Genomic DNA, 25930 nt, shown 5'->3' with positions numbered 1-25930 from the left:
CTCCAGCGCGCCGCGGACGTCGCGTATCGCCGACGGGATGCAGCCACCGGGGCGATGGGCTAGAATCGACGCCTTTCTTGGACGAACCCCGGAAGCGACCTGCCAAGCGGGCCGTTTCCCCATGACGCGACAAGCAACAGGATAGCCCCATGGCCCAGCACAACGCCTTTTACGCCCAGTCCGGCGGCGTCACCGCCGTGATCAACGCCAGCGCCTGCGGCGTCATCGAGGCCTGCCGCCGCCACTCCGACCAGATCGGCAAGGTCTACGCCGGCCACAACGGCATCATCGGCGCCCTGACCGAAGACCTGATCGACGTCAGTCAGGAGAGCGACGAGGCCATCGCGGCGCTGCGCCACACCCCTGCCGGCGCCTTCGGCTCCTGCCGCTACAAGCTCAAGGACATCGAGACTCATCGCGCCCAGTACGAGCGGCTGATCGAGGTCTTCAAGGCCCACGACATCCGCTACTTCTTCTACAACGGCGGCGGCGACAGCGCCGATACCTGCCTCAAGGTCTCCCAGCTGTCCGAGAAGTTGGGCTATCCGCTGACCGCCATCCACGTGCCCAAGACCGTGGACAACGACCTGCCGATCACCGACAACTCCCCGGGCTTCGGCAGCGTGGCGAAGTACATCGCCACTTCCACCCTGGAGGCATCGCTGGACATCGCGTCCATGTGCGCTACCTCCACCAAGGTGTTCGTGCTCGAGGTCATGGGGCGCCACGCCGGCTGGATCGCCGCCGCCGGCGCCCTGGCCGGGCAGAAGGAAGGTGACGCCCCGCACCTGGTGATCTTCCCCGAGATCGCCTTCGACCGCGCCGCGGTGATGGCCCGTGTCGAGGAGTCCGTGCACAAGTACGGCTACTGCGTGATCGTGGTCTCCGAGGGTGCCCGCTACGAGGACGGCACCTTCCTCGCCGACTCCGGCAACACCGACGCCTTCGGCCACCGCCAGCTGGGCGGCGTGGCGCCAACGCTGGCCGGCATGGTCAAGCAGGATCTCGGCTACAAGTATCACTGGGCGGTCGCCGACTACCTTCAGCGCGCCGCGCGCCACCTGGCGTCCAAGACCGACGTGGACCAGGCCTACGCGGTGGGCGAGAAGGCCGTCGAGCTGGCACTCGCCGGCGACAACGCCAAGATGCCGGCGATCAAGCGTACCGGCGACGCCCCCTATGCCTGGACCGTCGAGGCCGCACCGCTGGCCGAGGTAGCCAATCGCGAGAAGTTCATGCCGCGTGATTTCATCCGCGAGGACGGCTTCGGCATTACCGAAGACTGCCGCCGCTACCTGTCTCCTCTGATCCAGGGTGAAGACTTTCCCCCCTTCGAGAACGGCCTGCCCAAGGTGGCCAAGCTGGCCAAGCATCGCGCCGAACGCAAGCTGCCGGAGTTCAAGATTTAAAGCTGGAAGCTGGAAGCTGGAAGCTGGAAGCTGGAAGCTGGAAGCTGGAAGCTGGAAGCTGGAAGCTGGAAGCTGGAAGCTGGAAGCTGGAAGCTGGAAGCTGGAAGCTGGAAGCTGGAAGCTGGAAGACAGCATGAACCCCGCCATCATGGGGTCAAGGGGCTTCTTCAAACTTCCAGCTTAAGCCCGCGAAGCGGGCGTTCTTCCAGGTGCGAAGCACCGCTCTTCAAGCTTACGTCCGCGAAGCGGGCGTTCTTCCAGCTCCCGGGCGCAGCCCGGTTCTAGCGCAGCAGCCAGGAGATCACCAGCAGCACCAGCAGCACGCCGGCCACGGCCTGCCAGATCCAGGCTGGCTCGTAGCGCCGAGACGGCGAGCCACCGCTACCTCCCTCGGGGACTCGCAGGGCATGCAGGAACTCCGAAAGCCGCCGGTAGCGCAGCGCGCGCTGGGGCGTGAGCGCCCTGCGCAGGGCATCGTCGAGGGCCGGCGGTATCTCGGGATCGTGACTCCGGGCACTGCGATAGTGCATTCGCTCCAGGTCGGTATGGCGCAGTAGTTCCTTGACCGGCTGCTCATAGGGCAAGGCACCGGTGAGCAGCCAGTAGGTCGTGGAGGCCAGCGAATACTGGTCGCTGCGACGCCCCACCTCATCATCCAGCGCATACTCAGGCGCACTGTGCTCGGTCAGCCCGACCTGGCGCAGCAGCCCTCGCGAGCGACGATGGCCGTCCACGTCGCGCAGATGGCAGGCGCTCAGGTCGGCGAGCACTACCTGGCCGTGCCGGTCGATCAGCACATTGTCGGGATGCACCCGCTGGTGCAGCAGGTCGCGGCGGTGCAGCGCCTGGATGCCCTTGCCGAGCTGGATGGCGATATCCAGCCGCTGGGCCAGGCCGGCCTGGGGATGGCGACGCACCCATTCGGCGAGGGTCTCCCCCGCCACGTAGGCCATCAGGTAATACAGATGGCGCCGGGGGCGCGAGGGCTCCATGACCCGCACCACGAACGGCGAACGCACGCGCTCGACGACCCACTGCTGAAGCAGGAAGTGCTCCAGATAGGCGTTGCGGCTGGAAAGCTCTGGGCTGGGCGCCTTCATCACCATCTCACGCTCGGAGTGAACATCGCGCACTCGATAGACCCGTGACTGGGCCGTTCGCGACAGCACCTCGAGCACCTCCAGGCCATCGAGCCGCTCACCCACATCGAGCTCCGGCGGGATCGGAAGGTCGCCGTAAAGCCTGCCGGGATGATCGCGCGCCTCCTCAGGCAGGGCGTCGATGCGCACCAGCTGGAAGCAGAACTGGTCTCCGCCGTAGCCGCGTTCCCGGGCCCGCTCGCTGGCGGTCTGGGCCAGCCGCTCGCAGGCGGCGTCCAGATCGCTGGCATCCTGGCGAATCAGGCCCACGTAGTCCGACGGCATCAGCGTGCCCTGAACCCCCTGGCTAGTGAACAGGAAGATGTCACCTTGCTTAAGTGGCATCTGCACATAGTCGATATCCAGGCTGGCATCCATGCCCAGCGCCCGGGACGGATAGCGATAGCCGCCAAGATCCGTGACGTGATCCCGGGTGAGCTGCTCGAACTCCGCGCCCCTGAGACGAAACACCAGGGTATCCCCCATATGGAAGAGGTGCGCCTCGCGCCCCTCGTAGACCATGGCGGACATCGAGCTCACGTAGCCGCCGTCGCTGACCTGACGACTCTGGCCAAAGCACCAGGCGTTCAGCGAGCGCAGCACCCGGGTGGCCGACAGCTTGGCTCCCCAGTGATCGGGCGTCGAATAGTAGTCGGCCAGGAAGCCCTGGACGCTGAGGTCACCGGCCTGCTTGGCCAGTGGGTTGCGCGAGGTGGAGTCGGTGATCAGCGCGCAGGCGCCCTTGGCCACCAGCAATTGCTCCTCGGGAACGCACACCGACATCGAGCTGCGATGCCGGCCACGCGCCGGTACCACGAAGGCCTGGCCGAAACTCAGTGACAGTTGCGCGGATGCCAAGACGGTCTCCTTGTGCTGGCAGCGGCTCCAGACCCCGACGGGGCCCTCCATAGCGGGCCCATGATACACGCCCGTCCCCGCCTCTGGCTCTACCTCTCGGCATGTAACCCCCTCGCCGGAGACCTAGGTCGGATTGGTAATCGCCAGGACGGCCTCGTATAATTCGCCGCATTTCACACCCGACGGCTATCCGCCAGAGAAGGACGCGATCATGAACTTCGACAACATCCCCGCCGGCAAGGACCTGCCCAACGACCTCTACGTGGCAATCGAGATTCCGGCCAACCATGCCCCGGTCAAGTACGAGATCGACAAGGACATGGGAGCGCTGCTGGTCGACCGCTTCATGGCCACCCCGATGTTCTATCCGGCCAACTACGGCTTCATTCCGCACACCCTGGCCGATGACGGCGACCCCCTGGACGCCCTGGTCGTGACCCCCTACCCGGTCCAGCCCGGCAGCGTCATTCGCGCCCGCCCGGTCGGCATCCTCAACATGACCGACGAGGCCGGCGAAGACGCCAAGCTCGTGTGTGTGCCGCACCCCAAGCTGTCCACCCTCTACGACGACATCCAGGAAGTGACCGACCTGCCCGAGCTGCTGCGCCAGCAGATCGCCCACTTCTTCGAGAACTACAAGGATCTCGAGAAGGGCAAATGGGTCAAGGTGGAGTCCTGGGAAGGCGTCGAAGCCGCCCGCAAGGCCATCGAGAAGGCTGCTGCCGCCCACGGCAAAGCCTGATCGCCGCCGCACTTGCGTAAACGAAGGGGCCGCCCGGTGGGCGGCCCCTTCGTCGTCGATGGCGCTCAGTTTTCTGCGTCAGCGTCTCCTGCGTCAGGATCGGGAGCGGCCAAACCGTCGTCAGCAGACTCGCCCGGCGACGCTTCCCCGGCAGGCTGCTGCTGTATCGGGGCGGCCTGCACCCCGGCCTCGGCCGCTGCCTCCGGCACACTCTCGCCCTCGCCGGAGGCAGTGCTGACGGGATTCGCGTTGCCCACACCGTCGGGCGCCGCCTCGGCACTCGCCTCGACACCGTCGCCCCCAACCTCCGGCGCCATGCCTGTCGCGGGACTCGCGGCCCCAGAGGTGGACAACGCCTTGACCAACTCGCGACTCAGGTCCCGTGCACGCAGCACGTGATTGGCCATCACCAGCGAGTGATTGGCGAAGATGCCGAAGCCGGAGCCGTTGAGCACCACCGGACTCCACAGCCGCCGCTGGCTTCTCGCGAGCTCAGCGACCAGCATCTCCCAGCGAACGGCGAGCCCGGCATCCTCGAGCCATGCGGCCCGATCGCGCCCCACCGCAGTGAGCAGCCGATGCAGCGCCCAGGCCTGGCCGCGCGCCTCGAAGAAGACGTTGTCGACCCGATACCAGGGCGTCTCGCGCGGCAACCCTTCCGCTTCTAGATCCAGATCGGCCAGAGCCTCGGGATTGCCGACGCTGGCCGACAGGCGACGTCCGAGATCGTCCAGCCCCTGCGCCACCCCGGCCAACCACGGCGCCATGCCCTGCCCACCGACAGCGAAACCGCCACCGCCCAGCGCTTCCTGGTAAGCGGCGAGCCCGGCCTGCGCCTGACGCAGCCGGTGCTCGGTGGAAGGATAGAACCAGTCGCGACTATCGCCTTCCAGCTGCATCTTCACGGCCCCCAGGGCCGCTGCCTCTCCACCGCCCATGGCCGGCAACGCCTGACTCAGCCGACGGGCCTGGCTAAGCACGCCGAGCTCCCAGGCCGGCATGTTATCGAGCCACAGCCCCGGCGGCGCCAGATCGTTGCGCAGATAGCCGCCGGGCTTGTCGAGCAGCGTGCCCACCAGACCCGACAGTCCGTCAATGGTCGCCTTACCCGGCACCGTGTCGGCGGCCGGCGAGGCCTCCTCTCCCCTTTCGAGGGCCGGCGTACGGCTCCACCAGATACCCAGCCCGAGAGCCACCAGCAGATAGATCACCAACGCGGCCAGCAGCGGTTTCCAGACCCAGCCATATTGCGGGCGCTCGAGCGCCTCGATCCTGCGGCGACGCCGGTCGCTCGCCTGTCGCTTCAATACCATGATCCTGTTCCCTGACAGTAAGGGCCCGGGCACGATCGCCCGAACCGGCAAGGGGCATCCACAGCGCCCCATCGCTGCGATATCCTAGGCAATGTCTGAAAAGTGCCTGCGCTCGGCTATACGGCGTTAAAAATCGGCTCAAAGTACTCAGTTACTACCTGCAAACTCCGTCTTTTCACCGATTTTTGCCTTGTCTAGCCTTCGCTCACCGACTTTTCAGACAAAGCCTAGGCCAGATCCGATGCCTGCCGTGGCACCGAACGGCCCAAGGGCCTGGCGGACGGACTCGAACGTCGCGCCGCGCCGTTGCCGAACGGGGCGCACGACCGCCCAGTGCTCAGGGTCCAGTATCTCGTCCTCCAGGCTCCAATGCATCTGATCATAGCGCTCCCTGACGCGGAACCCCATGCCTCGCCACGGGTCACAAACGCGCTACTCAACGTCTGCCAAGGAAAGCCTCGTGTTGCATCTCTGTCGCCTGCTCTGCCTATTCGCCCTGCTATGGATCCCGCTGACAACCCAGGCCCAGTGGTTCGGCGGCGGAGACGACGGCGATTTCCTGCCGGTGGAGCAGGCGTTCCAGCCGCGTGTCTGGCACGACGGTGATACGCTCAGCATTGGCTTCGAAAACGCCGACGGCTACTATCTGTACCGCCATCGTTTCAGCGTCGAGAGCGACGCCAAGGGCATCACCCTCGGCGACCCCAGGCTGCCTCCGGGCGAGGCCAAGTCCGATGAATTCCTCGGCGACGTGCGTGTCTTCTACGACCGCGTCGTCTTCACGGTACCGATCGAGGGCCAGCCCCAAGGCCCCCTGGCGCTGACCCTGGGCTTCCAGGGCTGCGCCGATGCGGGCCTGTGCTACCCCCCCGAACGGGTCGCGCTGCAGGCCCCCGAAGGCCAGGCCCCGGCGGCCTTCCGCTCCGCCCCGCTCGCTGACGAGGTCGCCACCGACGGCCGTTCCGTTACCGCCCCACCGGTCAGCGAGGATGGTCGCTTCAGCACCCTGCTCGAGGAAGCCAGCCTGCCGCTGGTGCTGGGCCTGTTCCTCGTCGCCGGCCTGGGGCTGACCTTCACGCCCTGTGTGCTGCCGATGGTGCCGATCCTGTCCTCCATCATCGTCGGCCAACATCCCAGCCGCTCGCGAGCCTTCGCGCTGTCACTGTCCTACGTGGCCGGCATGGCGCTGACCTATGCCGTCGTGGGCGTGCTGATGGGCATCTTCGGTGCCGGGCTCAACCTCCAGGCTCGGCTGCAATCGGCTCCTGTGCTGATCGGCTTCGCCGTGCTGTTCACGCTGTTCGCCATGGCCATGTTCGGCGCCTTCGACCTACGCCTGTCGCCGCGACTGGCGACCCGCATCGAAAGCTGGCAGACGCGCGCGCAGCGCAGCGGTCCGGCGGGCCTGGCACTAGCCGGCGCGCTCTCGGTGCTGGTGGTCTCACCCTGCGTATCGGCACCGCTGGCCGGCGCCCTGGTCTTCATCTCCTCCACCGGCGATGCCGTGATGGGCGGCGCCGCCCTGCTGGCCCTGGGCCTGGGCATGGGGGTTCCGCTACTGCTCGTGGGCACCTTCGGCCCCACCCTGCTGCCGCGCACCGGCGCCTGGATGAACGGGATCAAGACCGCCTTCGGTCTCCTGCTGCTGGGGGTAGCCATATGGCTGGTCGAACGGCTGATACCCGCCACGGCCGCCCTGCTGCTGTGGGCCGCGCTAGCCATCGGCAGTGCCTTGGCGCTCGGCGCCTTGACGCTGAACCCGCCCCAAGGCTGGCCACGGGCCCGCCAGACGCTCGGCATCCTGCTGCTGGTATGGGGCGTGACCATGGTGATCGGCGCCTCGCGGGGGGCCCACGATCCGATGCGCCCGCTGGCCACCAGCGCTGCTCCTGCCACGGCCGACGCCAGCGCCGCAGCGAACCGGCAGCCGGTGCAGGTCGTGACCCGGCTCGACGAACTCCAGGCGGCACTAGCCGATGCTTCCCGGCCGGCGTTCGTCGACATCACCGCCGACTGGTGCATTTCCTGCCAGGTCATGAAGCGCGAGGTCTTCCCAGACCCGGTGGTGGCCGAGGCGCTGTCCGACTTCCGGCGCATCGAGGTGGACGTCACCGACTCCGACGAGGACAGCCGGGCCCTGCTGAAGCACTTCGCCCTGTTCGGCCCGCCAAGCCTGCTATTCTTCGACGACGGTCGCGAACTGCGCCAGGCACGCATCCAGGGCGAGGTCGATGCCCAGCGACTGGCACGCCACCTGGATGACGTTCTGACCTGGTTGGACGACGGTCGAGCCTCGGGCTAGGGTGCGCATGAAACGCCTCCGCGAACGCTGTTCGCCGGCTGCTGGACATCACCGCCGAATTTCGGCAAACTCCGACCACATCGCTTTTCAAGGCCGTTAGAGACGGTAAGAGACGACATCTTGCCGCGATCTATGGCAAGTTAGCCAAGGTTGACAGCGCCGGCCGTCACCCCGAATCCACTCATCGAGACGACGTCATATGGATATCCGCAAGGTCAAGAAGCTGATCGAGCTGCTGGAAGAGTCGAACATCAGCGAGATCGAGATCCAGGAAGGCGAGGAATCGGTGCGCATCAGCCGCCACCCCAACGGTGCCGCCTATCCCCAGCCACCGGCTCCCGCCTGGCCGGCTCCGGCGCCGGCCCAGCCCGCCGCCCCGGCAGCCCAGTCCGTCGCGGCTCCCGCCGAGCCTGCCGCCGACCAGGGCCCCGGCTACCAGGGAGAGGCCGTGCTCTCGCCCATGGTGGGCACCTTCTACCGCGCCCCGGCACCAGGAGCCAAGCCCTTCATCGAAGTCGGCCAGAGCGTCAAGAAGGGTGAGACCATCTGCATCGTCGAAGCGATGAAGATGATGAACCAGATCGAGGCCGATCGTGACGGCGTCATCGAAGCCATCCTGGTCGAGGACGGCGAGCCGGTCGAATTCGAGCAGCCGATGGTCGTCATCTCCTGATCTTTTCACCCACTTGGCGGACCCCATCATGCTGGACAAGGTTCTCATCGCCAATCGCGGCGAGATCGCCCTGCGCATCCTGCGCGCCTGCAAGGAACTGGGCATTCGCACGGTCGCAGTACACTCCAAGGCCGACCGCGAGCTGATGCACGTGCGCCTGGCCGACGAGGCCGTGTGCATTGGCCCCGCTGCCTCGGCGCAGTCCTACCTCAACATCCCGGCGCTGATCAGCGCCGCCGAGGTGACCGACTCAAGCGCCATCCACCCCGGCTACGGCTTTCTGTCCGAGAACGCCGATTTCGCCGAACAGGTAGAACGTTCCGGCTTCACCTTCATCGGCCCCAGGGCCGAGACGATTCGCCTGATGGGCGACAAGGTGAGCGCCATCGCTGCCATGAAGAAGGCCGGGGTACCCACCGTCCCGGGCTCCAATGGCCCGCTGGGCGACGATGAAGGCGAGATCCTCGCCACCGCGCGGCGCATCGGCTATCCGGTGATCATCAAGGCTGCCGCCGGCGGCGGCGGACGCGGCATGCGCGTGGTGCACACCGAGGGCCACCTGCTCTCCGCAGTGACCGTGACCCGAACCGAGGCCCACTCGGCCTTCGGCGACGGCACCGTCTACATGGAGAAGTTCCTCGAGAAGCCGCGCCACGTCGAGGTGCAGGTGCTGGCCGATGGCCAGGGTAACGCCATCCACCTCTATGACCGCGACTGCTCGCTGCAGCGCCGCCACCAGAAGGTGCTCGAAGAGGCGCCGGCCCCGGGTCTCGACCCGGACGCTCGCGCCCAGGTGCTCAAGGCGTGCACCGATGCCTGCATCGAGATCGGCTACCGCGGCGCCGGCACCTTCGAGTTCCTGTACGAGGACGGCCAGTTCTTCTTCATCGAGATGAACACCCGAGTCCAGGTCGAGCACCCGGTCACCGAGATGGTCACCGGCGTCGACATCGTCCGCGAGCAGCTGCGCATCGCCTCCGGCCTGCCGCTGTCGATCACCCAGGACGAGGTCGAGCTCAACGGCCACGCCTTCGAGTGCCGCATCAACGCCGAGGATGCCAGAACCTTCATGCCCTCCCCGGGCAAGGTCACCCTCTACCATCCGCCGGGCGGGCTCGGCGTGCGCATGGACTCTCATGTCTATACCGGTTACTCGGTACCGCCGCACTACGACTCACTGATCGGCAAGCTGATCACCTGGGGCGCCGACCGCGAGACCGCGCTGACACGCATGCGTAATGCCCTCGACGAGCTGCTGGTCGAAGGCATCAAGACCAACACCGACCTGCACAAGGACCTGGTCCGCGACGGCTATTTCCAGCAGGGCGGCGTGAACATCCACTACCTGGAGAAGAAGCTCGGGCTCTGAGTCCGGCCGATACTCCTCCGGCGCGGGGCGGCATGGCCGCCCCGTCGTCGTTTCTTCACCCGACCTCCCTGGAGTCCCCATGCCCTGGCTGCAACTCAAGGCGCGTATCGCCCCCGAACAGGCCGAACTGCTCGAGGAGCTGCTACTGGCCGAAGGCGCCACCGCCATTACCCTCCAGGACGCCGAGGACGACCCTCTGTTCGAACCCGAGCGCGGCACCACGCCGCTGTGGGACGAGACTGTCCTGACCGGCCTCTACGACGACCTGGAGGGGCTGTCGGCGATGCTCGAGCGCCTGGGCGCCGCCTGGGCCGAGGCCATGCCCGGCGAGCCCTGCCCCGAGATCGAGCACGAGCTGCTCGACGACCGGGATTGGGAGCGCGCCTGGATGGATGACTTCAAGCCCCTGCGCATGGGCCAGCGGCTATGGATCGTGCCCAGCTGGCACGAGGCACCGGATCCCGAGGCGGTGAACCTGCTCCTCGACCCGGGCCTGGCCTTTGGTACCGGCACCCACCCCACCACGGCGCTTTGCCTGGCGTGGCTCGACCGGCTGGCCGTGGATGGCGCACTGCAGGGCCGCCACGTCCTCGACGTGGGCTGCGGTTCCGGCATCCTCGCCATCGCCGCCCTCAAGCTCGGCGCCGACGCGGCGGTGGGCACCGACATCGATCCCCAGGCACTCTCGGCCAGCCGCGACAACGCCGAGCGCAATGGGGTCGCCGAGCAGGCCTTGGCGCTGTACTACCCGGAACAGCTGGATGCCTCGACGCGCTTCCCGGTGGTATTCGCCAATATCCTGGCCGGCCCGCTGGTCGAGCTGGCCGACGAGATCGCCGCACGCGTCGCCCCGGGTGGCCGCCTGGCGCTGTCCGGCATCCTCGAGACCCAGGCCGAGGAGGTCCGCGAGGCCTACGAGAATCGAGGCCTGATCATGGACGAACCCGACGTGCGCGAAGGCTGGGTGCGCCTCGACGGACGACGTCCCGACTGATACCCGCGAAGACCACCTTCACCCAGGCCATCCGGGGGCGTATGATATGTCCCCCTTCGAACCATCGACGCTGATCATGTCCGACTCACGCTCCCTGCCACGCATCGGCCGCCATGCCCTGCCCAACCGGGTGATCCTGGCGCCCATGGCCGGTGTCACCGACCGCCCCTTCCGCGCGCTCTGCCGCCGGCTTGGCGCCGGCCTGGTGGTGGGCGAGATGGTGACCTCGGATCCCAACCTGTGGCACACCCGCAAGTCGCGGCTGCGCATGGACCATCGCGGCGAACCCGGCCCGCGCGCCGTGCAGATCGCCGGCGGCGACGCCGAGATGCTCGCCGAGGCGGCACGCCTCAACGCCGAGATGGGCGCCGAGATCATCGATATCAACATGGGCTGCCCGGCCAAGAAGGTCTGCAACAAGGCCGCCGGTTCAGCGCTGCTGCGCGACGAGGCGCTGGTCGCCGATATTCTCGGCTCAGTGGTCGCCGCGGTCGACGTGCCGGTGACGCTGAAGATCCGTACCGGCTGGTGCGCCGACAGTAACAATGGCGTACGGGTGGCTCGTCTGGCCGAAGCCGCCGGCATCCAGGCGCTGGCCGTACACGGCCGCCATCGCCAGCAGCGCTACGGCGGCGAGGCGGAGTACGATACCATCGCCGCCATCAAGGCCGCCGTGTCGTTGCCGGTGTTCGCCAACGGCGATATCGATTCGCCCGAGAAAGCCCGCCGGGTCCTCGACTATACTGGGGCGGATGCGGTAATGATCGGCCGCGGCGCCCAGGGCAATCCGTGGATCTTTCGCGAGATCGACCACTACCTGCGACATGGCCGACGCCTGGCGCCCCCCGACGCTACCGAGCGCGCGGCGGTGCTGCACGGCCACCTGAAGGCCCTGCACGACTTCTACGGTGAGCACATGGGCGTGCGCATTGCCCGCAAGCATCTCGGCTGGTACCTCGCCGGCGATGCCCGCTTCGACGACGACGGGCGCCGCACGCTTCGTGCCACCTTCAATGGCCTGGACAGCGCCGCTGACCAGAGCCGCTTCATCGACGAACTCTTTCGTCATGGCTCCGCCGCGGCCCCCGACCGCGTTGCCCGGGTCATGACGCCGGACGGAACCTGTGCCGCATGACCAGCAGCCAAGCCTTTGACCATGATCCCGCGCTGACCGAGCTGGACGCCCACGCCTCCCGGGCCCTCGCCGATGGCGCCGCTCCGCGACCGCACAGCGACATGCCCCTGCGTGAGGCCGTCGAGACCTCCATGCGTCGCTACTTCGACCATCTCGACGGAGGCGACGTGACCGACCTCCATGCCATGGTGATGGCCGAGGTAGAGGCACCACTGCTCACCGCCGTGCTCGAGCACACTCAGGGCAATCAGACCCGAGCCGCCGAAATGCTCGGCCTCAACCGCGGCACCTTGCGCAAGAAGCTCAAGCACTATGGTCTGATCTGATTTCACCGCGAGGGCGCCGACAAGCGCCCTCGCCTGCTTTGCGTCTTCCTCATACCATGCCCGCAACAGAGTGACCCCCATGTCCCAAGCTTCCACCACTCCGGTCCGCCGCGCCCTGATCAGCGTGTCCGACAAGACCGGCATCGTCGACTTCGCGCGCGGCCTCAGCGCCCTGGGCGTCGAACTGCTCTCCACCGGCGGCACCTTCCGCCTGCTGCAGGAGAACGGCGTTCCGGTCACCGAGGTCTCCGAGCACACCGGCTTTCCCGAGATCATGGACGGCCGGGTCAAGACACTGCATCCGAAGATCCACGGCGGCATCCTCGGGCGTCGCGGACAGGACGACGCGGTGATGGCCGAACACGGCATCGCCCCCATCGACATGGTGGTGGTCAACCTCTACCCGTTCTCCGCCACGGTGGCACGCCCCGACTGCACGCTCGAGGACGCCATCGAGAACATCGATATCGGTGGTCCGACCATGGTTCGCGCCTGCGCCAAGAATCACGCCCACACCACCATCGTGGTGGACGCCAGCGACTATGCGCGGGTGCTGGAGGAGGTCAACCAGGGCGGCATGCAGCAGGCCACTCGCTTCGACCTGGCGGTCAAGGCCTTCGAGCATACCGCCGGCTATGATGCCGCTATCGCCGACTATCTCGGCCAGCGCGTCCCGGGCGGCGAGGACGGCTTCCCGCGCACCTACAACCTGCAGTTCCAAAAGAAGCAGGCCATGCGCTACGGTGAGAACCCCCATCAGGCCGCCGCCTTCTACGTCGAACCCGACTGCCGCGAACCGAGCGTGGCCACCGCCGAGACCCTGCAGGGCAAGCCGCTGTCGTTCAACAATGTGGCTGACACCGACTCCGCCCTGGAGTGCGTCAAGACCTTCACCGACACCGCCTGCGTCATCGTCAAGCACGCCAACCCCTGCGGCGTGGCGGTTGGTGCGAGCCTGATGGAGGCTTACGACAAGGCCTTCGCCACCGACCCCACCAGCGCCTTCGGCGGCATCATCGCCTTCAATCGGGCGCTGGACGCCGAGACCGCCCGGGCCATCATCGACCGCCAGTTCGTCGAAGTGATCATCGCGCCGGGCGTCGAGGCCGAAGCCCGCGAGATCGTCGCCGAGAAGAAAAACGTGCGGCTGCTCGACATCGGCGCCCACTGGCCCGGCGAGCGCGAGCACGCCCATGACTTCAAGCGCGTCACCGGCGGCCTGCTGGTTCAGGATCGCGACCTGGGCATGGTCGGGCGCGACGAACTGACCGTGGTCACCGAGCGCGTCCCCACCGAGCAGGAGATGCGCGACCTCGCCTTCGCCTGGAAGGTCGGCAAGTACGTCAAGTCCAACGCCATCGTCTACGCCAAGAACGGCCAGACCATCGGCGTCGGCGCCGGCCAGATGAGTCGGGTCTACTCGGCCAAGATCGCCGGCATCAAGGCCGCCGACGAGGGTCTCTCGGTACCCGGCTCGGTGATGGCCAGCGACGCCTTCTTCCCCTTCCGCGACGGCATCGACGCCGCCGCCAAGGCCGGCATCACCGCGGTGATCCAGCCCGGCGGCTCCATGCGCGACCAGGAAGTGATCGACGCCGCCAACGAGGCCGGCATTGCCATGGTGTTTACCGGCATGCGCCACTTCAGGCACTGAGCGGAGGGGAAAACGCTGGAACTCGACCATGCGTCGTTGAAAATCGGCTAGTGCGCTAGCCCGGTTGAAATGCTCATTTGCAACAGCAAACTCCGCTTTCGCGCCGATTTTCGCCTAGCCTGACCATCGTCCAGCCGTTTTCTCGAGTATCGCAAAAGAAACACCCCGCCGAGTATGCTCGGCGGGGTGTTTCTCTTCCCGCTTCCAGCCGCGAAGCGGCGCTCTTCAAGCTTCCAGCTTTAGGCCCCGAGGTCGATACACAGGTACTTGGTCTCGAGGAACTCCTCGATGCCCTGATGGCCGCCTTCGCGCCCCAGCCCCGATGCCTTGACCCCGCCGAAGGGCGCCGCGGCGTTGGAGATCAAGCCGGTATTGATGCCCACCATGCCGTATTCCAGGGCATCGGCGACGCGCCATACTCGACCCAGGTCGCGGGAATAGAAGTAGGAGGCCAGGCCGTACTCGGTATCGTTGGCCATGGCCACGGCGTCTTCCTCGTCATCGAAGGGGAACACCGCGGCCAGCGGCCCGAAGGTCTCCTCGCCGGCCACCTTCATGGCGCCGTTGGCATTGCTGATCAGCGTCGGCGTGAAGAAGTTGCCGCCCAAAGGATGGGGATGCCCGCCCAGCAGCAGCTCGGCACCGTGATCCACCGCGTCCTGGACGTGCTCGGAGACCTTGTTCACCGCCTTGTCGTCGATCAACGGGCCGATGTTGATGCCGCTATCGGTGCCGTTGCCCACCTTGAGTTCGCTGTTCATCGCCACCGCCAGCTTCTCGCAGAAGGCATTGACCACGCTGGACTGCACCAGGAAGCGGTTGGTGCACACGCAGGTCTGGCCGGCATTGCGGAACTTGGCGGCCATGGCGCCTTCCACGGCGGCGTCGAGGTCGGCATCCTCGAAGACGATGAAGGGCGCGTTTCCGCCAAGCTCCAGCGAGATCTTCTGTACGTGACGCGAGGCCTGGCTCATCAGCTCGCGGCCCACCTCGGTGGAACCGGTGAAGGTGATCTTGCGCACCAGGGGAGATTCGGTGAGCGCGGCGGCGATTTCCGCGGCACGCCCCGGCACCACGTTGAACACCCCTCGCGGCACGCCGGCCCGCTCGGCCAGCAGCGCCAGGGCGGTGGCGGAGAACGGTGTCTGGCTGGCCGGCTTGACCACGATGGTACAGCCCGCCGCCAGGGCGGCGCCGGCCTTGCGGGTGATCATCGCGGCGGGGAAGTTCCACGGCGTGATGGCACCGACCACGCCGACCGGCTGCTTGGTAACAACGATGCGCTGGTGGGACTTGGCGGCGGGCACCGTCTCGCCGTAGACCCGGCGCGCCTCCTCGGCAAACCAGCGCAGGAAGCTCGCGGCGTAGGCGATCTCGCCGGCGGCCTCTGCCAGCGGCTTGCCCTGCTCGTGGGTCATGATCATGGCCAGGTCGTCCTGATGCTCGAGCATCAGATCGTGCCACTTCATCAGGATATCGGCCCGCTCCTGGGCGGTCAGTGCCCGCCAGGCAGGCAGCGCGGCATCGGCAGCATCGATGGCGCGCTCGGTTTCGGCGCGGCCCAGCCGAGGCACGTTGCCCATCGTCTCGCCGGTGGCCGGATTGGTCACATCGATCTGCTCGCCGCTATCGGCGGCGACCCAGCTGCCGTCGATATAGGCGAACGGGCAATAGAGCTGGGTTTCCTTCAGGGATTCCATGGTCGACTCCTGGCGTGTGGGCAAACTTCATGAGGGATGCTACTCATGCTAAGCGCAAGCCCCCCGACACGCCAACCGCTCATGCGCGCACGACCTTCAGCTCCCGCGGCGCGCCTCGCGAGAATCGGACAGTGTAATCGACACCGAGTCGGCGAAGCGCAGGGCGTGGGGCTTGTCGATCTCCACCTGGGCGGCCAGCACCTGGTCGAAGCTCATGATCAGGTCGAGTACCTCACGGGTCATACGCTCGAGCAGCAGGAAGCGGTTATCCTCGACGTGGGCGATAACCTGCTTGGTGATGGTGCGGTAGTTCAACGCCTGCTCGATGTGATTGAAGGCCACGGCCTTGTCGGCGCGATAGCGAATCACCGCATTGATCACCACATCCTGTCGGTTCTGGATCTCCTCATCCTTGATCCCGATATGGGTCCTCAGACGCAGGTCCTTGATGCGGATCGTCGCCAGATCATGGTCGAGGTGTTCGTCGCCCAGCGCATGCAATGGCATCTCGGTCTCCTTCAGCGGCCATGTACCAGAGTCAGGAACTCCTGGCGGGTACTCTGATGCTCTCGGAAGGCACCGAGCATCACGGAGGAGGTCATGCTGGAGTTCTGCTTCTCGACGCCGCGCATCATCATGCACAGATGGCGCGCCTCGATGACCACCGCCACGCCGCGTGCCTCGGTCACCTGCTGCACCGCCTCGGCGATCTGACGGGTCAGGTTCTCCTGGATCTGCATGCGCCGTGCATACATGTCGACGATCCGCGCGAACTTGGACAGGCCCAGTACCTTGCCTCGCGGCAGGTAGGCGATATGGCATTTGCCGATGAACGGCAGCAGGTGGTGTTCGCACATCGAGTAGAGCTCAATGTCCTTCACCAGCACCATCTCATCGGTATCCGAGGCGAACACCGCCCCGTTGACGATCTCCTCGAGGGACTGGTGATAGCCATGATTGAGGAATTGCATGGCCTTGGCGGCCCGCTTGGGGGTATCGCGTAGCCCCTCGCGGTCGGGATCCTCTCCCAGTTCCTCGATGATGTAGCGATAGTGGTCGGCGAGATGTTCGGTCATGGTCAGGTTCCATGCAGAGTCGTCGTTGTGGCGGTGCGACGGCGCGGGTCAGGGCACGCACCTTTATGCATTCTATACGTAAATTATGCAAAATCCTGTATTTGTACAACATGCAGGATCAAAGAGGCCCTGATTCTATCGCAAGCCGCCGTCCGACGCAGTGCCATGCCGCGCTCACACTGTTTGACAGCGACAGAATACCGCGCAGCGCCTCCCTGCTGGTCGACCGCCCCAGCCCCGTCCTGTGATAGAGTGGCCGCAACGTCTACCACCACCGACACCTGCCGAACGCCAACATGATCAAGACTGCGCGCCTGCTGCTGGCGACCTCACTGTTGCTGCCGAGCCTGGCACTGGGCGATACCCTGTCACTGCCCGCCGACGCCCGGGTGGAAATGGCCCTCGTCGATGACCTGCTCCTTGACGCCGACACCCCGAGCCGGAACGACGTGGTGATGCGCCCTGTCCAGGGCGGCAAGGGAAGCCACCACCTGCCCGACTACTGCGTGGTGACCGGAGATGCCCGGCGCGAAGGCCAGCGCATCCACATCACCACCCACGCCCTCACCTGCATCGAAGCCCAGGGCGGCGAAAGCGCCATCTTCACCGGCGAGCTCACCGCCGGCGCCTACGACGAAGACCGAGACTTCGGCATCGCCGCCTGCCAGGACGGCCGTTGCCGGCTGACGCCGAACGACACCTTCCTGCTGACCCTCACCCGTCCATTGAGCGTGGAGCAGCAGGCCAATCCCTCGGCGGAGATCAACGAGCGCCGCCGCCGGCACGGCGAGCCGGCCCCGGAGGAGAACGCCGCAGGACAGTAATGCCCCCGACGCCCTTCACCGCCCCGAGAACGCCCCCAATCGGGGCGTTCCTGCTGTCTTGCGCCTCAGGCCAACCAGCGCGACGCGTCGTCCAACGCCTGGCGTTGCTGCTCGAGCTCGCGGATATGGGCATCCCAGTAGCCGGCATCCGCCAGCCAGGGAAACGCCACCGGGAACGCCGGATCTGCCCAGCGGGCCACCAGCCAGGCGCTATGGCGCAGCAGGCGCAAGGCCCGCAGCGGTTCCACCAGCGCCAGCTCGCTTCGGTCGAAGTCGCGGTGCTGCTCGTAGCCCTCGATCACCTCCGACAGCTGCATCTGCCGCTCGCCCTCGTCCTCGGCAGTGAGCAGCATCCACAGGTCCTGCACCGCCGGGGCCATCAGGCAGTCGTCGAAGTCGACCAGCGCAAAGTGCTCGTCGCGCCCCAGCATGTTGCCCAGGTGGCAGTCACCCTGGACCCTCAGCATCCGCGCCGGCCAGTCCCGCGCGACCAGCGACTCGACCAGCGACTCGCTGATACGCCCGTAGGCGCGTCGCTGCCGGTCAGACAGCCAACGGCTCGCCAGCACCGTCTCGGCGGCTTCCTCGGCCATCTCTCGCGGCGCCAGAGTCCGGCGATGTTCGAAGGGCCGACGCTCACCCACCGCATGGATGGCACCGATGATCTCGCCCAGAGCGAACAGGTGCTCCGGATTCTCCAGCTCCGGCGCCTGGCCGGGCAGATGGGGAAAGAGGGAGAAGCGGAAATCGTCGTGGCGGTGCAGGCTCGTCCCCGCGGCATCCCGCCAGGGCGCGGCTACCGTCACGCCCGCCTGATCAAGCTCGGCCAGAAAGTCGTGCTCTTCCTGGATCTGGGCGTCGCTCCAGCGATGCGGGCGATAGAACTTGACCACCCAGCGGCGACGCTCGTCGTCGTGCACCAGGTAGACCCGGTTCTCGTAGCTATTGAGCGCGAAGGGTTCGCCCGGCAGCCAGAAGCCCAGGGACTCCACCGCTGCCACCACCCGGGCGGGTTCGAGACGAGCAAAGGGATGAATCGCATCGGTCATGGGCGTTCTCGTCGCAGGCAAAACCCCATGGTAACAAAGCCATCCCATGGGCGGCGCTCGGAGTCGATAGCGCAAGCGGCTGGAAACCGCCCCCGCGCCTGCCCTATGCTGGTGCATTCGTCGTCGCGATGACTGACGTACTGACGGACATCTCTGCCGGAGACTCGCCATGGAACTGCTGACCTGGATCACCTACGTCGGGGTAATCGTTGCGCTGATCATCTTCCCCGGCCCGGTGGCCCTACTCTGCACCAGCCATGGCCTGCGCTTCGGCCGCCGCCGCGCCTCGGCCACCGTAGTGGGCGGCACCCTGGCCTCCCTGGCGCTGATGCTGCTGTCGGCACTGGGACTCGGCGCCGTCCTCGCCACCTCCGAGAGCGCCTTCCACCTGCTGAAGCTGATCGGCGGCGCCTACCTGGTCGTGCTGGGACTCCAGGCCTGGCGCCGCGCCGGCGATGCGTCTCCGCTGGACGCTCCGAACTCGACGGCAGCGCCCCGGCCGGCGAACACCTCCTCGGGTCGGCTGTTCCGCCAGGGCTTTCTGGTCGGCATCGGCAATCCCAAGGACCTGCTGTTTTTCGCCGCCCTGTTTCCCAACTTCATCGACGTGAGCGAACCCCAGCTCGTGCAGTTCACCATCCTCGCCGCTACCTGGCTGGTGATCGACCTCACCCTGATGTCGCTCTACGCGGCCATGGGGTCAGGGCTTGGGCAGTGGTTCCGGCATCCGCGGCGCGCCAGATGTTTTCATCGCGCCACCGGCGGCCTGTTCATGACCGCCGGCGGCTCGCTGATCGCATCGTCTCCCTGAGCCGGCCCCCCTCCGCCCCTGCTTGCGAGAAATCTCATGTATCAGTTGCATATCGCCAACAAGAACTACTCGTCCTGGTCGCTGCGCCCCTGGCTGCTGATGCGCGAGCTCGGGATCGACTTCGAAGAGCGGCTGACGCCCTTCGACAGCGGCTCGAGCTGGGCCGCCTTCCGCGCCTTCTCCCCCAGCGGCCGGGTACCCTGCCTCATCGACGGCGATCTCGCCGTCTGGGACTCCCTGGCCATCGTCGAGTATCTGGCCGAACGTCACCCGGGCGTGTGGCCGGCGTCGGCCAACGCCCGCGCCTGGGCGCGTTCAGCCTGTGCCGAGATGCACTCGGGATTCAACGCACTGAGAAGCGAATGCCCGATGAACTGCGGGCTGCATGTGCGAGTGACGTCTCCCTCTACCCCGCTCCAGCACGACCTGGCAAGGCTAGAGGAGCTCTGGCAACAGGGTCTGGAGACCTTCGGCGGTGCCTTCCTGGCCGGTGACGCCTTCACCACCGTGGATGCCTTCTTCGCCCCGGTCGCCTTTCGTGTGCAGGGCTTCGATCTGCCCCTCGGCGCAGCCGCTCGCGCCTACGTCGAGCGTCTGCTGGCCCTACCTGGCATGCAGGACTGGTACCGGGCCGCCCTCGCCGAGCCTTGGCGGGACGAGCCTCACGAGAGCGAGACGCTGGCCGCCGGCGCGCGGCTGGCCGATCACCGCCTCGCTTCCACGCCCTGAGCCCAGGGTCGAGGCCGCCACGCTCACCCATGCCCCAGCGACGTACGAGCGATCGCCCAGGCTTCGATCTCCTCCGCGCCTGCCCGACGGCAGGCCCGGGCCAGGGCGTCGAGGGTCGCGCCCGTGGTCATCACGTCATCGAGCAGGGCCACCCGCGGCGGCAGCGGCGCCGCAACATCGAAGGCCCTGCGCAGGTTGCCCCGCCGCCCTCCCCGGTCGAGGCCCCGCTGGCTCGGGGTGTCCTTTCGCCTCCGTGCCATGATGAGCGGCACCTCGAGTCTCGCCGCCAAGCGTTCTGCCAGCCAGCGTCCCTGATCGAAGCCGCGCTCCCGGGCTCGGCGCGGATGCAGCGGCACCGCGATCAGCGCCTGGGGCGACGCAACGCCAGCCAGGCCCTCCTCCAGCAGCGCCAGCAGCAGCGTGCCGGCCCGCGGCGAGGCGTTGAACTTGAAGCGCTGCATCAGCCCCGCCACCTCGTCCTCGTAGCGCAGGGGCACCCGCGCCCGCTGGAAGGCCGGAGGCCGACGCAGGCAATGGCCGCAGGGCCGCGGCGCCATCGTCGCCAGCAACGTGGCCGGCAAGGGCTCGGCGCAGGTCGGGCAGGCCATGCGATTCCAGGGCAGCGCCGCGTGGCAGTCACCACACCAGGGGCTGCCGGGTTCACAGGCCGCCAGGCAGAAGGCGCAGCGGCCCGGCAGTGCGCGACGCAGCCAGTCGTCAACCTCATGACGCCACAAGGTTGACATGCCGATCTGCCTCCGTACCCTATCGGTCAACTCACGCATTCGTGACAAGTTGACCATAAGCGAGCCCCTCATGCCTGCCCAGCCCCACGACAACGCCCCGGTTAATCTGACCCTAGCCAGCCGTCCCGACCTTCGCCACGACTGGTCCCTCGAGGAGATCGAGGCGCTGTTCGCGCTGCCGTTCAACGACCTGATGTTCCGCGCCCAGCAGGTCCACCGCGCCCACTTCGATCCCAACGCCGTGCAGGTCTCCACCCTGCTGTCGATCAAGACCGGCGCCTGCCCGGAGGACTGCAAGTACTGTCCGCAGTCCGGCCACTACAACACCGGGCTCGGCAAGGAGAAATTGCTCGAGATCGAGAAGGTGGTGAACCAGGCCAAGGCCGCCAAGGAGGCCGGCGCCAGCCGCTTCTGCATGGGCGCCGCCTGGCGCAGCCCGCGCGAGAAGGACCTGCAGGTAGTGATGGAGATGGTCAGCCAGGTCAAGGCGCTGGGGCTCGAGACCTGCATGACGCTGGGCATGGTTGACGTCGATCAGGCCAAGCGCCTCTCCGAGGCCGGTCTCGACTACTACAACCACAACCTCGACACCTCGCCGGACTACTACGGCGAGATCATCACCACCCGCACCTACGCCGATCGCCTGGACACCCTGGCCAATGTGCGCGAGGCCGGCATGAAGGTCTGCTCCGGCGGCATCCTCGGCATGGGCGAGGCGCCACGCGACCGCGCCGCCCTGCTCCAGCAGCTGGTGCGTCTGGAGCCACACCCCGAATCCGTGCCGATCAACATGCTGGTCAAGGTGCCGGGTACGCCGATGGAAAATGCCGAGGACCTGGACCCGCTGGAGTTCATCCGCGCCATCGCCGTGGCCCGCATCCTGATGCCGAAGAGCCACGTGCGCCTGTCCGCCGGCCGCGAGCAGATGAACGAGTCCACTCAGGCGATGGCCTTCCTGGCCGGCGCCAACTCGATCTTCTACGGCGACACCCTGCTGACCACCGGCAACCCTCAGGTCGAACGCGACCGGGCACTGTTCGACAAGCTCGGCCTGCACCCGGAGCAGCGCGAGACCTGCGCCGACGACGAAAAGGCCGAGGCCGCCCTGGAGGCCGCCATGCGCGAGCGCCAAGACGACGCCATGTTCTACGACGCCAGCGAGGCCTGATCCCATGGCCGGGACCTGGTCGCGTCGCCTGGCCGAACGCGCCGAGAATCGCCGCGCCGAGGGGCTGTGGCGCGCTCGGCCCACCGTGGGGCCGGAAGACGGCCGGCTCGACTTCGCCGGCAACGACTATCTCGGCCTGGCCCGCGATCCGCGGCTGGCCGAGGCTCAGGCCAAGGGCGCGCGACGCTTCGGCGCCGGCGGCCGGGCTTCGCATCTGGTGTGCGGCCATCAGCAGATACACGAGGCGCTGGAGCAGCGCCTCGCCGCGCTCACCAGCCGTCCCCGGGCGCTGCTGTTCTCCACCGGCTACATGGCCAACCTGGGCGTGCTGCAGGCGCTCTGCGATCGCCATACGCCAGTCTTCCAGGATCGCCTCAACCACGCCTCGCTGATCGACGGCGCGCGGCTTGCCGGTGCGCCCTCGCGGCGCTTTCACCATCGCGACCTCGATGACCTGGAGCGGTTGCTGGCCCGCGCCCCGCACGGGGCCCCGGCACTGGTGGTCAGCGACGGCGTGTTCAGCATGGACGGCGACGTGGCCGACGTGGCGGGACTCGCCGCCACCGCCCGCCGCCACGACGCCTGGCTGATGATCGACGACGCCCACGGCCTGGGCGTGCTCGGTGAGGCCGGCGACGGCTGCGCCGGCCGGGCCCACGGCGTCGATGACGTCCCGGTGCTGGTCGGCACCCTGGGCAAGGCGCTCGGCAGCGCCGGCGCCTTCGTGGCCGGCGACGAGGCGCTGATCGAGCACCTCGTGCAGTTCGCCCGGCCCTACGTCTACACCACTGCCCAGCCGCCGGGCGTGGCGGCGGCCACCCTGGCCGCCCTCGACGTGCTGGAGGCCGAGCCCGAGCGCCGCGCCTGCCTGCATGAGCGCATCGCGCGCTTCCGCCGCGAGGCGGCGACGCTGGGCCTCGAACTGGACGCCTCGACCACACCGATCCAGCCGCTGCGCCTCGGCGACAACGCGCGCACGCTGCGCTGGGCCGCGCGGCTCGGCGACGCGGGCCTACGGGTCGGCGCCATCCGCGCCCCCACGGTGCCGACAGGCGAGGCGCGGCTGCGTATCACGCTCTCCGCCGCCCACGACGACGATGCCCTGGACGCCCTGCTGGGCGCACTGGACGCCTGTCGGCGGGAGGAGTCCGCATGAGTGGATCGGCGATGAACCGGCTGGTGCTGCTCTCCGGCTGGGGCTGCGACGCCCGCCTGTGGCAGGCGCTCAATGGCCACTGGCCGAGCGGTCTCGAGATCACGACGCCGAACTGGCCGGGCTACGGCCAGCACGAAGCCCTCGACGATCCCGCCTCGCTGGACGCGCTGGCCGAGGCCATGGCCAGTGAGCTGCCGAGCGACGCCGTCTGGGTCGGCTGGTCGCTGGGCGGCCTGCTGGCCGGCGCCCTGCTCGACCGGCTGCCCACACCCCGCGCCCTGGTCTTGCTTGGCATGGACGAGCGTTTCCCGCATCCCGAGGGGGTCAGTGAGGCCGCTCTGGCGACCTTCCGCAAGTCCTTCCGCCGCGACCCGGCGGGCACCCACGCCCACTTCCTGCGCTGGCAGCTCGGCGGCGAACCGTCGCCCCGGGCCGCGCATCAGAGGCTCACCGCACTGCTCGGCGACACCGCCGGCGCCGACACCGCTACCCTGGCCGCGGGCCTCGCCCAGCTCGCCGAGATCGACAACGCCGAGCGCCTCAAAGCGCCGCCCTGCCCGGTGCATCGTCTGGCCGGCGAGGCCGATCCACTGCTGGCTCCAGCGGTGCGCGAGCGGACCGACCTGCGGCTGCCCGAGGCCGGCCACTGCCCGCTGATCAGCCAGCCGAAACGACTCGCCAGCGCACTGGCCGCCATCGCCGAGGCGCCGGGACGGCCACTGGCCGAGAAAGTTCTGGAGCCCATGCCATGACCGCCCTGCCAAGCCACGCCGTCGACGTGCACAGCGACCAAAGGGATCGCGACTGGCGCGCCCGGGTCGCCCACGCCTTCTCTCGGGCCGCGCCGCACTACCGCGAACGCGCCCGGGCCCAGCAGGCCATGGCCGAGCACCTGCTACAGCGACTGCCCGACAGCGCCGACGGCGTGCTGGACCTGGGCTGCGGCCCCGGCGATCTGACCGCCGAACTGGCCGAGCGCTTCGGTGCGGGCAACGACGATGGCGCCGCGGTCCACGGCCTAGACCTGGCACCGGGCATGCTCACCGAGGCACGGTGCCGCCACGGCGAGGCCATCGACTGGCTGTGTGCCGACGCCGCCGACCTGCCGCTGCCGAGCGGCAGCCTCGATCTGGTGGTCTCCAATCTGGCCATCCAATGGTGTCCGGACCTGGACGCGGTGCTGGCCGACGTCCGGCGGGTGCTGCGCCCCGGCGGTCGAGCGCTGATCAACACCCTGGCGCCAGGCACGCTGGCCGAGATCGGCCAGGTCTGGCAGCGCCCCGCCGCCCTGCTCGACTTCCGCGACGCAGGCCACCACCGCCGCGCCGCTCACGAGGCCGGCTTTCGCCGCGTCGAGGTCACGGAGCGCATCGAGCGCTTTTACTATCCCGACCTCTCCGCGGTGATGGCCTCGATCAAGGGCGTGGGCGCCCAGGTGGCACGCGACGGCGCTCGGCTCTCGCGCACCGACGTCGCCCGCGCCGCCCGCCGCTTCGAAGCGCTGCGCACCGAGGACGGACTGCCCGTCTCCTATCACCTTCTGACGCTCGATCTGGAACGCTGAGATGACCGCCTATTTCGTGACCGGCACCGACACCGACGCCGGCAAGACCCTCGTCGCCAGCGGCCTGCTGGCCCGGGCCCGCCGCCGCGGCCTGACGACCCTGGGACTCAAGCCCGTGGCCTCCGGCTGCGACGCCACCGCCGAGGGGCTGCGCAACATCGACGCCCTGACCCTGCAGGCCCAGAGCGAGCCGGCCACGCCCTACGCCGTCATCAACCCCTACACCTATGCGCCGCCCATCGCGCCTCACCTGGCCGCCCGGCGGGTCGGCGAGCGGCCGACCGTCGACGCCCTGGCCGACCACGTCGCCGCACCGCTGGCCGAGCGGCGCGGCCTGACGCTGATCGAGGGCGCCGGCGGCTGGCGCGTGCCGCTCAACGACGAGGAAGACCTCGCCGCCCTGGCGCTGCGCCTCGAGCTGCCGGTAATCCTGGTGGTAGGGCTCAAGCTCGGCTGCCTGAACCATGCCCGCCTTACCGCCGAGGCGATCCGCGCCGACGGCCTACACGTGGCCGGCTGGGTCGGCAACCTGATCGATCCCGGCCTGTCCTTTGACGAGAGCGCCGACGAGACCTGCTATCGCGACAACCTGGCCACCCTCGAGCGCACCCTGAACGCTCCCTGCCTCGGCATCGTACCGCGCCTTACCGCCGACACCCCGGATGCTCGCGCCGTGGCGGCCGCCGATTATCTGGAGTTGCCCGACGACGATTGACTTGCCGCAAGGCGTCCGTAAAATATGGACGCCTGCCTGACCCGTGCGGATGTGGTGGAATTGGTAGACACGCCAGATTTAGGTTCTGGTGCCTTCGGGCGTGGGAGTTCAAGTCTCCCCATCCGCACCATTTATCTCTTTTATTTCAATGCTTTGCCTTAAGATCTCATGCCCGTTTGGGCTGCATCTGGTCTGTTTTGGGCATGGTGTGGCCGGCGTTTAGGTCGGCTCCCTGAACAACCACTCGGCGCGTCGTCTCGGCGATGATCGAGCCCCATGCCTCGCGCTTCCAACATGCTCCGCTTGATGCGGCCCAGCAGATGCCAATGGCAACGAAAAAGGCCGCCCATCCAGGCCGTGTCAAAACGGCTTGTCAGAGGTCGCTCGAATCGCCCCGCTTTGGCGGGGCGATGTCGTTGCAGCCTGGTCGATGTCACATCGATAGAGGCCCCGGCCTCAGACCGGGGCTTGCCTCAGC

The 25930-nt window shown here is 67.6% G+C and carries 24 protein-coding genes and 1 tRNA gene; 18 read left to right on the top strand and 7 right to left on the bottom strand.

The window, feature by feature from the left end; genetic code table 11:
- Positions 1-149: 149 nt before the first annotated feature.
- Complete coding sequence (locus tag ACGTN6_RS17400) at positions 150-1409, top strand: 6-phosphofructokinase (RefSeq protein WP_394594012.1); 1260 nt, start codon at positions 150-152, stop codon at positions 1407-1409.
- 281 nt (positions 1410-1690) lie between these two features.
- On the opposite strand, the gene ACGTN6_RS17395 is transcribed toward ACGTN6_RS17400, so the two are convergent.
- Positions 1691-3406: a protein kinase domain-containing protein gene (locus ACGTN6_RS17395; RefSeq protein ID WP_394594010.1), complete on the bottom strand. Its 1716-nt coding sequence runs from the start codon at positions 3404-3406 to the stop codon at positions 1691-1693.
- A 211-nt stretch (positions 3407-3617) separates the two neighbouring features.
- Here ACGTN6_RS17395 and ppa point away from each other — a divergent pair, with 211 nt between their 5' ends.
- On the top strand, positions 3618-4148 hold the full coding sequence (gene ppa / locus ACGTN6_RS17390; protein ID WP_394594008.1) for an inorganic diphosphatase: 531 nt from the start codon (positions 3618-3620) through the stop codon (positions 4146-4148).
- Positions 4149-4213: 65 nt separating this feature from the next.
- Here ppa and ACGTN6_RS17385 read toward each other — a convergent pair whose 3' ends face one another.
- Complete coding sequence (locus ACGTN6_RS17385) at positions 4214-5461, bottom strand: DUF2333 family protein (protein WP_394594006.1); 1248 nt, start codon at positions 5459-5461, stop codon at positions 4214-4216.
- A 460-nt stretch (positions 5462-5921) separates the two neighbouring features.
- Between ACGTN6_RS17385 and dsbD the strand changes: the two genes are divergently transcribed.
- The 7 genes from dsbD (at position 5922) to purH (ending at position 13914) form a co-directional block, all read left to right on the top strand.
- Positions 5922-7763, top strand: a complete 1842-nt coding sequence (dsbD, locus tag ACGTN6_RS17380; protein ID WP_394594004.1) for a protein-disulfide reductase DsbD — start codon at positions 5922-5924, stop codon at positions 7761-7763.
- 199 nt (positions 7764-7962) lie between these two features.
- Positions 7963-8436 (top strand): acetyl-CoA carboxylase biotin carboxyl carrier protein, encoded by a 474-nt coding sequence (gene accB, locus ACGTN6_RS17375; protein WP_394594002.1) that lies wholly within the window; start codon positions 7963-7965, stop codon positions 8434-8436.
- A 28-nt stretch (positions 8437-8464) separates the two neighbouring features.
- Positions 8465-9805: an acetyl-CoA carboxylase biotin carboxylase subunit gene (gene accC / locus ACGTN6_RS17370; protein WP_394594000.1), complete on the top strand. Its 1341-nt coding sequence runs from the start codon at positions 8465-8467 to the stop codon at positions 9803-9805.
- A gap of 79 nt (positions 9806-9884) precedes the next feature.
- Complete coding sequence (prmA, locus tag ACGTN6_RS17365; RefSeq protein ID WP_394593998.1) at positions 9885-10799, top strand: 50S ribosomal protein L11 methyltransferase; 915 nt, start codon at positions 9885-9887, stop codon at positions 10797-10799.
- A 76-nt stretch (positions 10800-10875) separates the two neighbouring features.
- Positions 10876-11934 carry a tRNA dihydrouridine synthase DusB gene (dusB, locus tag ACGTN6_RS17360; protein ID WP_394594064.1) on the top strand — a complete coding sequence of 353 codons (1059 nt, stop codon included), beginning with the start codon at positions 10876-10878 and terminating at the stop codon, positions 11932-11934.
- A complete protein-coding gene (gene fis / locus ACGTN6_RS17355) occupies positions 11931-12260 on the top strand; it encodes a DNA-binding transcriptional regulator Fis (protein ID WP_394593996.1) in 330 nt (109 codons plus the stop codon). Before dusB ends, fis begins: the two co-directional genes overlap by 4 nt.
- Before the next feature lie 79 nt (positions 12261-12339).
- Positions 12340-13914, top strand: a complete 1575-nt coding sequence (gene purH, locus ACGTN6_RS17350) for a bifunctional phosphoribosylaminoimidazolecarboxamide formyltransferase/IMP cyclohydrolase (RefSeq protein ID WP_394593994.1) — start codon at positions 12340-12342, stop codon at positions 13912-13914.
- A 239-nt stretch (positions 13915-14153) separates the two neighbouring features.
- Here the strand turns inward: purH and ACGTN6_RS17345 are convergent, their stop codons facing one another.
- From ACGTN6_RS17345 to folE, 3 genes are all read right to left on the bottom strand, one after another.
- Positions 14154-15614, bottom strand: coding sequence for an NAD-dependent succinate-semialdehyde dehydrogenase (locus tag ACGTN6_RS17345; protein ID WP_394593992.1), 1461 nt, complete (start codon positions 15612-15614; stop codon positions 14154-14156).
- 96 nt (positions 15615-15710) lie between these two features.
- Complete coding sequence (gene folX / locus ACGTN6_RS17340; protein WP_394593990.1) at positions 15711-16121, bottom strand: dihydroneopterin triphosphate 2'-epimerase; 411 nt, start codon at positions 16119-16121, stop codon at positions 15711-15713.
- 11 nt (positions 16122-16132) lie between these two features.
- Entirely contained in the window at positions 16133-16690 is a 558-nt protein-coding gene (gene folE / locus ACGTN6_RS17335; protein ID WP_394593988.1) for a GTP cyclohydrolase I FolE, read from the bottom strand.
- 296 nt (positions 16691-16986) lie between these two features.
- Between folE and ACGTN6_RS17330 the strand changes: the two genes are divergently transcribed.
- Complete coding sequence (locus tag ACGTN6_RS17330; RefSeq protein ID WP_394593986.1) at positions 16987-17514, top strand: hypothetical protein; 528 nt, start codon at positions 16987-16989, stop codon at positions 17512-17514.
- Between the two features lie 65 nt (positions 17515-17579).
- Here ACGTN6_RS17330 and ACGTN6_RS17325 read toward each other — a convergent pair whose 3' ends face one another.
- A complete protein-coding gene (locus ACGTN6_RS17325) occupies positions 17580-18563 on the bottom strand; it encodes a serine/threonine protein kinase (RefSeq protein ID WP_394593984.1) in 984 nt (327 codons plus the stop codon).
- Positions 18564-18732: 169 nt separating this feature from the next.
- Between ACGTN6_RS17325 and ACGTN6_RS17320 the strand changes: the two genes are divergently transcribed.
- Both ACGTN6_RS17320 and ACGTN6_RS17315 read left to right on the top strand, forming a co-directional pair.
- Positions 18733-19374 (top strand): LysE family translocator, encoded by a 642-nt coding sequence (locus ACGTN6_RS17320; RefSeq protein ID WP_394593982.1) that lies wholly within the window; start codon positions 18733-18735, stop codon positions 19372-19374.
- Between the two features lie 36 nt (positions 19375-19410).
- The gene (locus tag ACGTN6_RS17315; RefSeq protein ID WP_394593980.1) at positions 19411-20103 is read left to right on the top strand and encodes a glutathione S-transferase family protein; all 693 of its coding nucleotides are present in this window, start codon (positions 19411-19413) and stop codon (positions 20101-20103) included.
- A gap of 23 nt (positions 20104-20126) precedes the next feature.
- On the opposite strand, the gene ACGTN6_RS17310 is transcribed toward ACGTN6_RS17315, so the two are convergent.
- Positions 20127-20849, bottom strand: coding sequence for a ComF family protein (locus ACGTN6_RS17310; RefSeq protein ID WP_394593978.1), 723 nt, complete (start codon positions 20847-20849; stop codon positions 20127-20129).
- Between the two features lie 70 nt (positions 20850-20919).
- On the opposite strand from ACGTN6_RS17310, the gene bioB reads away from it, so the two are divergent.
- The 6 genes from bioB to ACGTN6_RS17280 all read left to right on the top strand — a co-directional run bounded on the left by bioB (position 20920) and on the right by ACGTN6_RS17280 (position 25582).
- Positions 20920-22017 (top strand): biotin synthase BioB, encoded by a 1098-nt coding sequence (bioB, locus tag ACGTN6_RS17305; RefSeq protein WP_394593976.1) that lies wholly within the window; start codon positions 20920-20922, stop codon positions 22015-22017.
- 4 nt (positions 22018-22021) lie between these two features.
- A complete protein-coding gene (gene bioF, locus ACGTN6_RS17300) occupies positions 22022-23173 on the top strand; it encodes an 8-amino-7-oxononanoate synthase (protein WP_394593974.1) in 1152 nt (383 codons plus the stop codon).
- Positions 23170-23925: an alpha/beta fold hydrolase gene (locus ACGTN6_RS17295; RefSeq protein ID WP_394593972.1), complete on the top strand. Its 756-nt coding sequence runs from the start codon at positions 23170-23172 to the stop codon at positions 23923-23925. The genes bioF and ACGTN6_RS17295 overlap by 4 nt, the downstream gene beginning before the upstream one ends.
- Positions 23922-24737 (top strand): malonyl-ACP O-methyltransferase, encoded by an 816-nt coding sequence (locus ACGTN6_RS17290; protein WP_394593970.1) that lies wholly within the window; start codon positions 23922-23924, stop codon positions 24735-24737. The genes ACGTN6_RS17295 and ACGTN6_RS17290 overlap by 4 nt, the downstream gene beginning before the upstream one ends.
- A gap of 1 nt (position 24738) precedes the next feature.
- Entirely contained in the window at positions 24739-25452 is a 714-nt protein-coding gene (gene bioD, locus ACGTN6_RS17285) for a dethiobiotin synthase (protein WP_394593968.1), read from the top strand.
- A 45-nt stretch (positions 25453-25497) separates the two neighbouring features.
- Positions 25498-25582: transfer RNA gene (locus ACGTN6_RS17280), tRNA-Leu, on the top strand.
- Positions 25583-25930 lie beyond the last annotated feature (348 nt).

It is taken from the genome of Halomonas sp. B23F22_20 (assembly GCF_043496985.1).
Classification (GTDB): domain Bacteria; phylum Pseudomonadota; class Gammaproteobacteria; order Pseudomonadales; family Halomonadaceae; genus Halomonas.
This window is presented reverse-complemented; position numbering and strand designations above follow the sequence as displayed.

Coding starts and splice junctions, on each gene's coding strand:
- bioB (WP_394593976.1), top strand. CDS start 20,920: ATGCCTGCCCAGCCCCACGACAACGCCCCGGTTAATCTGACCCTAGCC.
- ACGTN6_RS17345 (WP_394593992.1), bottom strand. CDS start 15,614: ATGGAATCCCTGAAGGAAACCCAGCTCTATTGCCCGTTCGCCTATATC.
- ACGTN6_RS17320 (WP_394593982.1), top strand. CDS start 18,733: ATGGAACTGCTGACCTGGATCACCTACGTCGGGGTAATCGTTGCGCTG.
- ACGTN6_RS17325 (WP_394593984.1), bottom strand. CDS start 18,563: ATGACCGATGCGATTCATCCCTTTGCTCGTCTCGAACCCGCCCGGGTG.
- ACGTN6_RS17290 (WP_394593970.1), top strand. CDS start 23,922: ATGACCGCCCTGCCAAGCCACGCCGTCGACGTGCACAGCGACCAAAGG.
- purH (WP_394593994.1), top strand. CDS start 12,340: ATGTCCCAAGCTTCCACCACTCCGGTCCGCCGCGCCCTGATCAGCGTG.
- folE (WP_394593988.1), bottom strand. CDS start 16,690: ATGACCGAACATCTCGCCGACCACTATCGCTACATCATCGAGGAACTG.
- ACGTN6_RS17310 (WP_394593978.1), bottom strand. CDS start 20,849: ATGTCAACCTTGTGGCGTCATGAGGTTGACGACTGGCTGCGTCGCGCA.
- ppa (WP_394594008.1), top strand. CDS start 3,618: ATGAACTTCGACAACATCCCCGCCGGCAAGGACCTGCCCAACGACCTC.
- ACGTN6_RS17315 (WP_394593980.1), top strand. CDS start 19,411: ATGTATCAGTTGCATATCGCCAACAAGAACTACTCGTCCTGGTCGCTG.
- accB (WP_394594002.1), top strand. CDS start 7,963: ATGGATATCCGCAAGGTCAAGAAGCTGATCGAGCTGCTGGAAGAGTCG.
- bioF (WP_394593974.1), top strand. CDS start 22,022: ATGGCCGGGACCTGGTCGCGTCGCCTGGCCGAACGCGCCGAGAATCGC.
- ACGTN6_RS17295 (WP_394593972.1), top strand. CDS start 23,170: ATGAGTGGATCGGCGATGAACCGGCTGGTGCTGCTCTCCGGCTGGGGC.
- bioD (WP_394593968.1), top strand. CDS start 24,739: ATGACCGCCTATTTCGTGACCGGCACCGACACCGACGCCGGCAAGACC.
- prmA (WP_394593998.1), top strand. CDS start 9,885: ATGCCCTGGCTGCAACTCAAGGCGCGTATCGCCCCCGAACAGGCCGAA.
- folX (WP_394593990.1), bottom strand. CDS start 16,121: ATGCCATTGCATGCGCTGGGCGACGAACACCTCGACCATGATCTGGCG.
- ACGTN6_RS17330 (WP_394593986.1), top strand. CDS start 16,987: ATGATCAAGACTGCGCGCCTGCTGCTGGCGACCTCACTGTTGCTGCCG.
- ACGTN6_RS17385 (WP_394594006.1), bottom strand. CDS start 5,461: ATGGTATTGAAGCGACAGGCGAGCGACCGGCGTCGCCGCAGGATCGAG.
- accC (WP_394594000.1), top strand. CDS start 8,465: ATGCTGGACAAGGTTCTCATCGCCAATCGCGGCGAGATCGCCCTGCGC.
- dusB (WP_394594064.1), top strand. CDS start 10,876: ATGTCCGACTCACGCTCCCTGCCACGCATCGGCCGCCATGCCCTGCCC.
- fis (WP_394593996.1), top strand. CDS start 11,931: ATGACCAGCAGCCAAGCCTTTGACCATGATCCCGCGCTGACCGAGCTG.
- ACGTN6_RS17400 (WP_394594012.1), top strand. CDS start 150: ATGGCCCAGCACAACGCCTTTTACGCCCAGTCCGGCGGCGTCACCGCC.